This is a genomic window from Blastococcus goldschmidtiae (genome assembly GCF_031845325.1).
GTDB lineage: Bacteria > Actinomycetota > Actinomycetes > Mycobacteriales > Geodermatophilaceae > Blastococcus > Blastococcus goldschmidtiae.
The window spans coordinates 66,115-77,375 of record NZ_JAVREI010000011.1 but is presented as its reverse complement, the minus strand read 5'-3'; the positions used below and the strand labels follow the sequence as shown (position 1 = coordinate 77,375).

Genomic DNA, 11,261 nt, shown 5'->3' with positions numbered 1-11,261 from the left:
CGGCGGGCCCCTGCACGAGGGCCGTTCCGATCGGACGACGTCATGACCCGTGTGATCTCCGGGCTCGCCGGGGGGCGGCGGCTGGCCGTCCCGCGCGCGGGGGTGCGGCCGACCGGCGACAAGGCCCGGGGAGCGCTGTTCAACAGCCTCGGCGCGATGCTGGAGCTGGAGGGGGCTGCCGTCCTGGACCTCTACGCCGGCTCCGGCGCGCTCGGCCTCGAGGCGCTGAGCCGCGGAGCGCGCTCGGTCCTGTTCGTGGAGAACGGCGGCGGGGTGCTGCCGGTCCTGCGCGCCAACCTCTCGACCGTCGGACTCCCCGGTGGCCGGGTGCAGGCCGGCTCCGTGCCCACCGTCGTCGCCGGCCCACCGCCGGAGCGCTTCGACCTCGTCCTCGCCGATCCGCCGTACGCGACGCCGGCCGAGGAGGTGCTCGCGGTCCTCGGATCGCTGGTCTCGGGCGGCTGGCTGGCGCCCGACGCGGTGCTGGTCGTCGAGCGCGGCCGACGTGACGAGCCCTGGGAATGGCCGACACCCCTAACCGGAGTGCGCGATCGGCGCTACGGGGAGGCCCTGCTCCGGTACGGTCGGCTGTCGTGAGACGCGCCGTGTGCCCCGGATCGTTCGACCCGGTCACCAACGGCCACGTCGACGTCATCGACCGCGCCGCGGCGCTGTACGACGAACTCGTCGTCGCGGTGCTGGTGAACCCGGGCAAGGCGGGGTTCTTCCCGGTCGAGGAGCGCATGGAGCTGCTGCGCGAGGCCGTCGGCCACCTGCCGAACGTCACCGTCGACAGCTTCTCCGGCCTGCTGGTCGACTACTGCGGCGCCCACGACATCCCCGTGATCGTCAAGGGCCTGCGCGCGGTCAGCGACTTCGAGTACGAGTTGCAGATGGCGCAGATGAACCGCGAGCTGGCCGCCATCGAGACCCTGTTCGTCCCGACCGCCCCGCAGGTGGGCCACCTGTCCTCGAGCCTGGTCAAGCAGATCGCGACCTTCGGTGGCGACGTGTCGCGGCTGGTGCCGAAGGTCGTGAACGACCGGCTGCGCGCGCGGGCCGGCCGCGAGGGGGCGTCGTGACCGAGCTCGCGAGGTCACGCATGAGCGCAGCACGCCCCGGCACGCGGACGACGAGTGCCAGCGAGGAGGAAGCGTGACGCGCCCTGGGCGCATGAACACCACCGAGGTCGTCTACCGCCTCTACGAGACCGTCGACGAGCTCACCACCGTCATCGAGAACGCCCGCAGCGTCCCCATGTCGAGCTCCTGCATGGTCCCGCGCGACCACGTCCTGGATCTCCTCGACGACCTGCGGGAGTCCCTGCCCGAGGACGTGCAGGCCGCCGGCGCCATCGTCGAGCAGCGCACCGAGATCCTGCAGCAGGCCCAGGCCGAGGCGGAGCGGGTGACCACCCGCACCCGCGAGGAGGCCGAGCGGCTGCTCGAGGCGGGGCGGCGGCAGCGCGACGAGCTGCTGGGCACCGCGCGCCGGCAGCGGGACGAGCTCCTCGCCCAGGCGCAGGCCGACGCCGAGGCGCTGATCGCCGAGGGCGAGGCCGAGGCGCTGATCGCCGACGGCCGGCGCAGGCGCGAGGCGATGATCGCCGAGGCGCAGGCCGAGCACGAGCGGCTCATCACCGAGACCGAGGTCTACCGCACCGCGGTGGACCGGGCCGACGAGCTCGGCGCCCAGGCGCACACCGAGGCCGCGCGCATGCGCGTCGAGGTCGACGAGTACGTCGACACCCGGCTGGCCGACTTCGGCACGACGCTCGAGCGGATGCTGCGCTCGGTGGAGAAGGCCCGCACCACCCTGCGCGAGTAGCTGGCGTGGCCCCCGACCTCCCGCTCGCGGAGTTCGACGGGCAGTCGCCTGCCCTGTTCGACCCCTCGCCCGCCGTCACCACCGGGGAGGTGCCCGAGCGTGCGGTGGTGTGCTTCTTCCGCGACGTGATCGACGAGGTCTGCGGGGACGGCCGCGCCGACGTCGTGGCCGAGACGACGTGGGAGAGCGGTGTGCACCGCCTGTACCGCCTGCCCGTCGAGGGGGGCCACGTCGGGGTCTTCCACCCCGGGGTCGGTGCCCCGCTCACCAGCGGTGTCCTCGAGGAGATGATCGCGACCGGCTGCCGCACGTTCGTGGCCTGCGGCGGTGCGGGCGCGGTGATCCCCGGTCTGGCACTGGGGCACGTCGTCGTCCCGGATTCGGCGGTCCGGGACGAGGGGACCTCGTACCACTACCTCCCGGCCAGCCGGGAGGTGGCCGCGGACCCGGCCGTGACCGCCGTCCTCTCCGCAGTGCTGGCGGAGCGCGACATCCCGCACGTCGTGGGGAAGACGTGGACGACGGATGCCCCCTACCGGGAGACCCAGGCCAAGATCGCCGCACGCCGGGCCGAGGGGTGCCTGACGGTGGAGATGGAGGCCGCGGCCTTCTTCGCGGTCGCCCGTCACCGGTCGGTGACGTTCGGCCAGTACCTCTACGCCGGCGACGACGTCAGCGGAGAGGTGTGGGACAGCCGCCAGTGGCAGACGTCGTCCGCCCGGCGCGATCTGTTCTGGCTGGCCGTCGCGGCGGTCATGCGGCTGTAGTCCCGCGTCCCGCGCCCTGTCGCAGGGGGGTCCCCTCACCGGCCCCTGCGTGCTGTCGCCGGTCGGGTAGGCTGGCGTCTCGGTTCGAGTCCCGGTGGTTCCGCCCCGGGTCGGGCCCCTCCCCACTACCTACCGCGAGTACTGACATGCCTGCCGCTCCTGCGCCCCGCCGTGACGCCGCCCGCACCTCGGGCCGGCGTCCCTCCGCCAACCCCTGGCGGCTCGACCTCCGGGAGCTCGGTCGGCGTGCGGGCGCGATGCAGGAGCTCGAGCGCACGGCGTCCGCTCCCGAGGAGTGGAAGGTCGAGCTCATCGGCGTGCCGGCCGGCGCCGACGTGCACCTGCGGCTGCGCCTGGAGTCGGTGATGGAGGGCGTGCTGGTCTCCGGGGAGATCCAGGTGCCGCTCGTCGGTTCCTGCGCCCGCTGCCTCGAGCCGATCGAGGACACGCTCACCCTCGACGTCCAGGAGCTCTACGCCTACGAGGGCAGCACGACCGAGGCGACCAGCGAGGAGGACGAGGTCCGCCTCGTCGACGGCGACTTCCTCGACCTCGAGCCCCTGGCCCGCGACACCGTCGTCCTCAGCCTGCCGCTCTCGCCGGTGTGCACCGAGGACTGCGCCGGGCTGTGCGTCGACTGCGGGCAGCGGCTCGACGACCTGCCCGCCGACCACACCCACGAGATCACCGACCCGCGCTGGGCCGGCCTCGCCGATCGATTCGCCTCCTCACCGGACACCCCCGGTGACGACACCACCAAGGAGAACTGATGGCCGTCCCGAAGCGGAAGATGTCCCGCGCCAACACCCGCATGCGCCGCTCGCAGTGGAAGGCCGTCGCCCCCACGCTCGCGCCCTGCCCCAACCGCGCCTGCGGTGAGCTCAAGCCGCCGCACATCGCCTGCCCGAACTGCGGTCAGCACGCCGGCCGTCAGGTCCTGTCGGTCTGATCGACGACCGCATCGCCGGGAGGAGGGCGGCCGCTGTGACGCACCCCGAGCAGGGGAGCACCGCCGGCCGTCCCCCGGGCGGCCCGGAGCACGCCGCGCGCGCCGCCGCGTGGGCGCGGGCCGCCCTCGGCGTGGAGCTGCCCGACGGGCTGCTCGACCTGGCCCTGACCCACCGGTCGTTCGCGTACGAGAACGGCGGTCTGCCGACCAACGAGCGCCTCGAGTTCCTCGGCGACTCGGTGCTCGGCCTCGTCGTGACCGACGAGCTCTACCGCAGCCAGCCGGACCTGCCCGAGGGGCAGCTGGCCAAGCTGCGCGCCTCGGTCGTGAACATGACCTCGCTGGCCGGCGTGGCCCGGCGGCTCGGCGACGGCGGAGTCGGACCGCACCTGCTCCTCGGTCGTGGCGAGGAGACCACGGGGGGCCGCGAGAAGGACTCGATCCTCGCCGACGCGGTCGAGGCGCTGATCGGCGCGGTGCACCTCGGCTGCGGGCTGGACACCGCCTCGGCCCTCGTGCACCGGTTGTTCGACCCGCTGCTGGTCGAGTCCGCGACCCGCGGCGCCGGCCTGGACTGGAAGACCAGCCTCCAGGAGCTCGGTGCGGCGCTCGGTCTGGGCGCCCCGAGCTACGAGACCCAGGACGAGGGTCCCGACCACGCGAAGACCTTCACCGCCGCCGTCCTGCTGGCCGGCACCGTCCGGGGCCGGGGCCGGGGGCGCACCAAGAAGGCGGCCGAGCAGGAGGCCGCCGAGGTGGCCTGGCGAGCGCTGTCCACCGAGGCCTGACCCCGTGCCCGAACTTCCCGAGGTCGAGGTCGTACGGCGGGGTCTGGAGCAGTGGGTCGCCGGTCGTACGGTGGCCTCCGTGCAGGTGCACCACCCGCGCGCGATCCGCCGGCACCTCGAGGGCGCCGACTCCTTCGTCCAGGCGCTGACCGGCCGGACGCTGACTGCCGCCCACCGCCGCGGCAAGTACCTCTGGCTGCCCGTCGCCGAGCCCGGAGGCGCGCCGACCGGGCGTGCGCTCGTCGCCCACCTGGGCATGAGCGGGCAGCTGCTGGTCGAGAAGCCGTCCGCGCCCGACGAGACCCACCTGCGCGCCCGGTTCACCTTCACCGACCGCGGCCGCGAGCTGCGCTTCGTCGACCAGCGCACGTTCGGCGGGCTCGCGGTGGAGGAGCTGGGCGCGGGGGACTCCGTGCCGCCGCGCCTGGCGCACATCGCGATCGACCCGCTCGACGAGGCCTTCGACGTGGACGCCTTCTCCGCGGCGCTCCGCCGCCGGCGCACCGAGGTCAAGCGCGCCCTGCTCGACCAGACCCTGATCGGCGGCGTCGGCAACATCTACGCCGACGAGGCGCTGTGGCGGGCGCGGCTGCACGGGGCCCGGCCCACCGACAAGCTCACCCGCGCCCAGGTCGCCGATCTCCTCGAGGGGGTCCGGGACGTGCTGGGGGAGGCGCTGGCCCAGGGCGGCACGTCCTTCGACTCGCTCTACGTGGACGTCAACGGGCAGAGCGGCTACTTCTCCCGCTTCCTCGCCGTCTACGGGCAGCTCGACCGGCCCTGCCCCCGCTGCGGGACGCCGATCCGCCGCGAGTCGTTCATGAACCGCTCCAGCTACAGCTGCCCGGTCTGCCAGCCCCGCCCTCGGGCGTCGTCGGCCTCGGCGCGCCGGCCCTGAGCTTCACCGCAGAGTGACGAAAACGACATCCCCCGGACACGGTGAGCGAGCATCGTCGCCGTTGACCTGCGTCTGCGGGCCTGTCACCCTGGCAATACCACAGCCGCGCCGACCGCAGTCCGGGGCGCCGGCTCACCCTCTCGCTGTCTGAAAGGCCGTTCCAGCCATGGCCAAGGCCCTGTTCGGTCACGTCGTCGCCCCCGCGCAGCTGCGCATGGTCGAGGAGAACGCCGTCCTCCGCGCGAAGGTGCGGCGGCTGGAGCTGGAGCTGGAGGAGCTGCGATCGCAGCGCGACGCCGCCATCGCCCACGAGTTGCTCTCGCTGACCGGCTCGAGCGAGCCCGCTCTCGCCTGAGCCGTCACACCCGCACCACCGGTCACGATCTGCCCCTGCCGGGCGGCCGGCGACAGTAAGCTCCCCGTCCCGTGCACCTCTCCAGCCTGACGCTCAAGGGCTTCAAGTCCTTCGCGTCCGCGACGACGCTCCGGCTGGAGCCCGGCATCACCGCCGTCGTCGGCCCCAACGGGTCGGGCAAGTCCAACGTCGTCGACGCCATCGCCTGGGTCCTCGGCGAGCAGGGCGCGAAGAGCCTGCGCGGCGGCAAGATGGAGGACGTCATCTTCGCCGGCACCGCCGGGCGGCCGGCGCTGGGCCGCGCCGAGGTGACGCTGACCATCGACAACACCGACGGCGCGCTGCCGATCGCGTACACCGAGGTCTCGATCACCCGCCGCATGTACCGCTCCGGGGAGAGCGAGTACGAGATCAACGGCGACAAGGTGCGGCTGCTCGACGTGCAGGAGCTGCTCAGCGACTCGGGAATCGGCCGCGAGATGCACGTCATCGTCGGCCAGGGCCAGCTCGACGCCGTCCTGTCCGGCCGTCCCGAGGACCGCCGCGCCTTCATCGAGGAGGCCGCCGGCGTCCTCAAGCACCGCAAGCGCAAGGAGAAGGCGCTCCGCAAGCTCGACGGGATGCAGGCCAACCTCGACCGGCTGGCCGACCTCACCGCCGAGCTGCGCCGCCAGCTCAAGCCGTTGGGCCGGCAGGCGGAGGTCGCCCGGCGCGCCGCCGGCGTGCAGGCCGACCTCCGCGACGCCCGGCTCCGGCTGCTCGCCGACGACCTCGTGCAGCTGCGCGACGCCCTCGACAAGGACGTCGCCGACGAGGACGCCGCCCGCGCGCGCCGCTCGGAGGTCGAGCAGATCCTCTCGATCGTCTCCCGGCGCGAGGCCGAGCTCGAGTCGGGCCTGGCGGAGAGCGCACCGAGGCTCGCCGCGGCCTCGGACACCTGGTACCGGCTCTCCGCCCTGACCGAGCGGTTCCGTGGCGTGGCCTCGCTGGCCGCCGAGCGGTCCCGTCACCTCTCGGCCGCCGGTCCGGCCGCGACGGCGGGACGCGATCCCGACCAGCTGGACGCCGAGTCCGACCGCGTCGCCGCGAACGAGGCCGAGCTGGCCGCCGGCCTGGAGGCCGAGCGGAGCCGGCTGGGCGGCGTCGTCGCGGAGCGCGGCCGGCTGGAGTCCGCGCTCGCCGAGGCGGAGGCGGCCTGGGTCACCGCTGCGCGTGCGCTGGCCGACCGCCGCGAAGGGCTGGCCCGGCTCTCCGGCGAGGTCGCGGCCGCGCGCTCCCGGGTCACCGCGGGACAGGCCGAGATCGAGCGTCTGGCCCTGGCCGCGGCCGAGGCCACCGAGCGCGCCGAGGCCGCAGCGGACCGGCTCGCCGACCGGCGCGCCGGGGTGGCCGAGCAGGAGGACGCCGACGTCGCCCTGGTCACCGCGCACCAGGACGCCGTCGCCGCGCACGCCGCCGCCGCCACCGCGGTCACCGAGCTGACCGCCGCCGAGCGCGCCGCCGAGCGCGACCGCGCGTCCTGGCAGGCCCGTCGCGACGCCCTGGCCCTCGGCCTCACCCCGGCCGACGGCGCGGCCGCCGTGCTGGGGGCCGGGCTGCCCGGCGTCCTGGGGCCGGTCGCCGAGCGGCTCACCGTCCACCCCGGCGACGAGGTGGCGCTGGCCGCCGCGCTGGGCGGGATGGCCGACGCCGTCGTCGTGGCGGGGGTGGCCGACGCCGCCGCCGCCCTGACCCACCTGAGCGCCACCGAAGGAGGCCGGACGGGGCTGCTCGTCACCGGCGGACTGCCGCCGGTGCCCCGGGACGGCTGGCCGGAGCTGCCGGCCGGTGCCCGCTGGGCGCTGGACGTGGTGGAGGCACCGGAGGAGCTGCGGCCCGCGCTGGCCCGCACCCTCGAGCGGGTGGCCGTCGTCCCCGACCTCGCCGCGGCGGTCGAGCTGGTCGGCACCCACCCGCGGATCCGCGCCGTCACCGCCGAGGGCGACCTGCTCGGCGCCGACTGGGCGCAGGGAGGTCAGCGGGATGCGCCGTCCAACCTGGAGGTCCGCGCCCGGGTCGACGACGCCGAGCGCGAGCTGCGCGCCGCGATCGAGCGCGCCGCCGGTCTCGCCGACGAGCTGGCGGCCGCGCGGGACGCCGCCCGCGCCCGCTCCGCCGAGGTGGACGAGACCCAGGCGGCGCGGCAGGCGGCCGATCGCGGCCGGTCGAAGGTGGCCGCGGAGCTGGCCGAGCTGGGTGCCGCTGCGCGCTCGGCGGCCGCCGAGGCCGAGCGGCACGAGAGCGCACGGGTCCGCGCCGAGGGGGCGCTGGAGGCGGCGCAGCTCGCGCTCGGCGGCCTGGAGTCCAGGCTCGCCGAGGCCGAGGCGGCGCCGGTCGAGGAGGAGCCGCCCACCGAGGAGCGCGACCAGCTGCGCGCCGAGGTCGCGGCGGCCCGGCAGGGGGAGACCGAGGCCCGGCTCGCGGTGCGCACCGCCGAGGAGCGCGCGCGGGCCCTGCAGGGCCGCGCGGAGTCGCTGCGCCGCCAGGCCCGGCAGGAACGCGCCGCCCGCGAACGCGCGGCCGAGGCCCGGGCCGCGCGCCGGCGCGGCGCCGCCGTGGCCGAGCGGGTCCGTGCCGATGCCGAGCGGGCGCTGGTCGCCCTGACCGCGTCACTGGCGCGGGCGGCCGCCGAGCGGGACGCGCTCGCCACCGGCCGGGCGGCTGCCGAGGCCGAGCTGCTCGAGGTCCGCGGGCGGGTGCGTGCCGCGACCGCCGAGCTGGACCGGCTCACCGACGAGGTGCACCGCGACGAGGTCGCACGGGCCGAGCAGCGGCTGCGCATCGAGGCGCTCGAGGGCCGGGCCGCCGAGGAGTACGGCGTCGACCTGCCGACGCTGGTCGCCGAGTACGGGCCGGCCGCCCCCGTTCCGCCGTCCCCGGCCGAGGAGGCCGCGGCGGAGGCCGCCGGCGAGGAGCCTCCGGCGCCCAGCCCCTACGACCGGGCCGTGCAGGAGCGGCGCGCGGCCCGCGCCGAGCGCGACCTGGCCACGCTGGGCAAGGTCAACCCGCTCGCCCTGGAGGAGTTCGCGGCGCTCGAGGAGCGGCACACGTTCCTCGCCACCCAGCTCGAGGACCTCAAGAGCACCCGCCGCGACCTGCTCACCGTCGTCCGCGAGGTGGACAACCGGATCCACGACGTCTTCGCCGCGGCCTTCGCCGACGTCGCCCGGGAGTTCGAGGGCGTCTTCGCCACGCTGTTCCCGGGCGGGCAGGGCCGGCTCGTGCTCACCGAGCCCGACAGCATGCTCACCACCGGCATCGAGGTCGAGGCGCGCCCGCCGGGCAAGAAGGTCAAGCGGCTCTCCCTGCTCTCCGGTGGCGAGCGGTCCCTGACCGCCGTCGCGCTGCTCGTGGCGATCTTCCGCGCCCGGCCCTCGCCGTTCTACGTCCTCGACGAGGTCGAGGCGGCGCTGGACGACGTCAACCTGGGCCGGCTGCTCACGCTGGTCGAGCAGCTGCGGTCGACCTCGCAGCTGATCGTCATCACCCACCAGAAGCGGACGATGGAGATCGCCGACGCGCTCTACGGCGTGAGCATGCGCGGCGACGGCATCACCGGGGTGATCAGCCAGCGGCTGCGGGAGCTCCCGGCCGCCTGATCCGGCCCCGGTGCTGCCAGGATCGGCCGATGACATGGGCACCCGGGGACGTCGTCGTGCACCAGGAGGTCTGGCGGGACCGCGTCTGGGCGGCCCGCCCGCTCGTCGTCGTGGAGGACTCGCCGGACCGCATGCTGTTCTGGCTCCCGGCCGGCACGGTGCGGAAGGTGCCCATGACCCCGCCGCACCGGGAGGATCCCGGGGAACGGACGGCCAGGGTCATCGATCTGCTCGAACGCGGCGACTGGGTCCACGTGGACCACGTGTGGGACGTCTCGTGCCTGTGGATCCTCCGGCCCGGCGACTGGCACGCGGTGTGGGCCAGCTGGCTGCCGACCGGCGAGCGGTACGGCTGGTACGTCAACCTGCAGCGCCCGTTCCGCCGGACGGCCATCGGGATCGAGTCGATGGACCTGGCGCTCGATGTCGTCGCCACGCCCGACCGGGTCTGGTGGTGGAAGGACGCCGACGAGTTCGACCAGCTCGTGGACCGCGGGATCTTCGACGCGGTGACCGGGGAGCGCGTGCGCGCGGAGGCGGCCGACGTCATCCGCCGGCTCGAGGCGAACGAGCTGCCGTTCGGGGAGGACTGGGACAGCTGGCGTCCCGACCCGGCGTGGGGCGTGCCGCGGCTGCCGGCCGGCTGGGACGACGCCGAGGCGGGTGGCGCCGGCACCTGACGGCGGCGCGTGCGCACCACCGGCCGTCAGTCCGGGATCTCGCGGACGCTGGGCGCGACCGGGCCGTTCCACCGGAAGAGCACGAGGTGCCAGAGGTGCGGCTGCCTGCGCGACGGATCGATCAGGCCGTGCGCGCCCCGCCGTTCGAGCGCCTCGCGGACCCGCCACGACGGGGGCGAGCCGCCGGCCGCGACGATCTCCTGCCAGTCGGCGGCGGCGTCCGCGGGATCGATGCCGGCCGACCGCAGCGCCTCGTGCGCGCGCAGGTCGACGATCCGGTCGGCCGCCACCGCGAACGCCGGCACGTCCAGCGCCGGGATCCGCGCACCGGTGTGGGCGAGCATCGCGGCGGCGACACCCTCCCGCGATGCGCTGAGGTACAGCGTCGGTACGTCCGCCGGGGAGTAGCGGCCGGCCGACCGCGAGCCGGCGAGCGCGGCCGCGCGGTGGGCCGGGTCCACGGCGCGGTAGAACGTCCCGCTGACGGTGCGCGCCAGTGGATCGTCCCCGGCGACGAGCGCAGGCACGGGTCTCAGACGCCGGAGGGGATCCGCAGGTCGACCACGAACGGCAGGTGGTCCGACGCCCCGTCGGCATCGAGGACCCGCGCCGCGGCGACCGTGACGCCGGAGGAGACCCAGGCCTGGTCGATGCGCCGGTGCGGCGAGTGCGCCGGGTGGGTGTGCCCCTCGTCCCGCTGCCAGAAGCGCCAGCCGGCCTGGTCGCCGCGGTCCTCGGCCAGCTCCCAGGCATCGGTGAAGCGCTCCCGCAGCGGGTGCAGCTCCGGAGCGTCGGGCCGGGCGTTGAAGTCACCCACGAGCACGCCGGACGCCATCTCCGCGGTGTGCAGCGCGGCGAGGGCGCCGACCTGATCGGCCCGTTCGGCGGCCGACCGGGTGGTCAGGTGCGTGGCGGTCACCCACAGGGTCCCGCCGTCGAGCTCGAGCATGGTGCGCAGGGCGCTACGGGGCTCGCCCGTGCCGGGCAGCCGGTGGACGTCGCTGATCAGGATCGGCAGCCGGGAGAGCAGCGCGTTGCCGTACTGGCGGCGCGGCCGGTCGCCCGGGTGCGGCTCGTCGATGGCCGGCCCCCAGGCCAGCTGCATGTCCAGCGCGCGGGAGAGCAGCAGCGCCTGGTCGACGTCCTCACTGCGCTCGCCGAACCAGCGGTCGACCTCCTGCAGGCAGATGACGTCGGCGTCGGCGTCGGCCAGCACCTTGGCCAGCCGCGGCAGGTCGTGCCGGTCGTCGTCCCCGACCCCGTGGTGGGTGTTGAAGGTGACCAGCCGGACGGGGATGGGCGGCTGGTCGGGCCCGGGTGCGGGTCGGATGCCGAATGCGTCGGTCACCGCGCCAGCTT

Annotated in this window: 13 protein-coding genes; 11 read left to right on the top strand and 2 right to left on the bottom strand. The window is 75.3% G+C overall.

The features are described 5' to 3' along the window. The first annotated feature begins 42 nt into the window (after positions 1–42). The 11 genes from rsmD (at position 43) to RM425_RS15065 (ending at position 9,902) form a co-directional block, all read left to right on the top strand. Positions 43–597 (top strand): 16S rRNA (guanine(966)-N(2))-methyltransferase RsmD, encoded by a 555-nt coding sequence (rsmD, locus tag RM425_RS15115; protein ID WP_311346044.1) that lies wholly within the window; start codon positions 43–45, stop codon positions 595–597. Continuing rightward, entirely contained in the window at positions 594–1,082 is a 489-nt protein-coding gene (coaD, locus tag RM425_RS15110; RefSeq protein ID WP_311346043.1) for a pantetheine-phosphate adenylyltransferase, read from the top strand. Before rsmD ends, coaD begins: the two co-directional genes overlap by 4 nt. Before the next feature lie 73 nt (positions 1,083–1,155). Next, entirely contained in the window at positions 1,156–1,827 is a 672-nt protein-coding gene (locus tag RM425_RS15105) for a hypothetical protein (RefSeq protein WP_311346042.1), read from the top strand. A 5-nt stretch (positions 1,828–1,832) separates the two neighbouring features. Continuing rightward, complete coding sequence (locus RM425_RS15100) at positions 1,833–2,594, top strand: nucleoside phosphorylase (RefSeq protein WP_311346041.1); 762 nt, start codon at positions 1,833–1,835, stop codon at positions 2,592–2,594. Between the two features lie 146 nt (positions 2,595–2,740). Further along, positions 2,741–3,364, top strand: a complete 624-nt coding sequence (locus RM425_RS15095) for a YceD family protein (RefSeq protein WP_311346040.1) — start codon at positions 2,741–2,743, stop codon at positions 3,362–3,364. Continuing rightward, a complete protein-coding gene (rpmF, locus tag RM425_RS15090) occupies positions 3,364–3,543 on the top strand; it encodes a 50S ribosomal protein L32 (protein WP_311346039.1) in 180 nt (59 codons plus the stop codon). Before RM425_RS15095 ends, rpmF begins: the two co-directional genes overlap by 1 nt. Positions 3,544–3,578: 35 nt before the next feature. Further along, a complete protein-coding gene (rnc, locus tag RM425_RS15085) occupies positions 3,579–4,331 on the top strand; it encodes a ribonuclease III (protein ID WP_311346038.1) in 753 nt (250 codons plus the stop codon). 4 nt (positions 4,332–4,335) lie between these two features. Then, positions 4,336–5,229, top strand: a complete 894-nt coding sequence (gene mutM, locus RM425_RS15080) for a bifunctional DNA-formamidopyrimidine glycosylase/DNA-(apurinic or apyrimidinic site) lyase (RefSeq protein ID WP_311346037.1) — start codon at positions 4,336–4,338, stop codon at positions 5,227–5,229. A 166-nt stretch (positions 5,230–5,395) separates the two neighbouring features. Next, entirely contained in the window at positions 5,396–5,584 is a 189-nt protein-coding gene (locus tag RM425_RS15075) for a hypothetical protein (protein ID WP_311346036.1), read from the top strand. A 71-nt stretch (positions 5,585–5,655) separates the two neighbouring features. After that, the gene (gene smc / locus RM425_RS15070) at positions 5,656–9,222 is read left to right on the top strand and encodes a chromosome segregation protein SMC (RefSeq protein WP_311346035.1); all 3,567 of its coding nucleotides are present in this window, start codon (positions 5,656–5,658) and stop codon (positions 9,220–9,222) included. Positions 9,223–9,251: 29 nt separating this feature from the next. Beyond that, on the top strand, positions 9,252–9,902 hold the full coding sequence (locus tag RM425_RS15065; RefSeq protein ID WP_311346034.1) for a DUF402 domain-containing protein: 651 nt from the start codon (positions 9,252–9,254) through the stop codon (positions 9,900–9,902). Positions 9,903–9,928: 26 nt separating this feature from the next. On the opposite strand, the gene RM425_RS15060 is transcribed toward RM425_RS15065, so the two are convergent. Further along, positions 9,929–10,429 (bottom strand): RES family NAD+ phosphorylase, encoded by a 501-nt coding sequence (locus RM425_RS15060; RefSeq protein WP_311346033.1) that lies wholly within the window; start codon positions 10,427–10,429, stop codon positions 9,929–9,931. 5 nt (positions 10,430–10,434) lie between these two features. Further along, complete coding sequence (locus RM425_RS15055) at positions 10,435–11,250, bottom strand: endonuclease/exonuclease/phosphatase family protein (RefSeq protein WP_311346032.1); 816 nt, start codon at positions 11,248–11,250, stop codon at positions 10,435–10,437. Positions 11,251–11,261: the final 11 nt, after the last annotated feature.

What these genes read in the sequence shown, in the direction of transcription:
- rsmD (WP_311346044.1), top strand. Translation starts at nt 43, where the DNA reads ATGACCCGTGTGATCTCCGGGCTCGCCGGGGGGCGGCGGCTGGCCGTC.
- RM425_RS15095 (WP_311346040.1), top strand. Translation starts at nt 2,741, where the DNA reads ATGCCTGCCGCTCCTGCGCCCCGCCGTGACGCCGCCCGCACCTCGGGC.
- rpmF (WP_311346039.1), top strand. Translation starts at nt 3,364, where the DNA reads ATGGCCGTCCCGAAGCGGAAGATGTCCCGCGCCAACACCCGCATGCGC.
- RM425_RS15075 (WP_311346036.1), top strand. Translation starts at nt 5,396, where the DNA reads ATGGCCAAGGCCCTGTTCGGTCACGTCGTCGCCCCCGCGCAGCTGCGC.
- RM425_RS15065 (WP_311346034.1), top strand. Translation starts at nt 9,252, where the DNA reads ATGACATGGGCACCCGGGGACGTCGTCGTGCACCAGGAGGTCTGGCGG.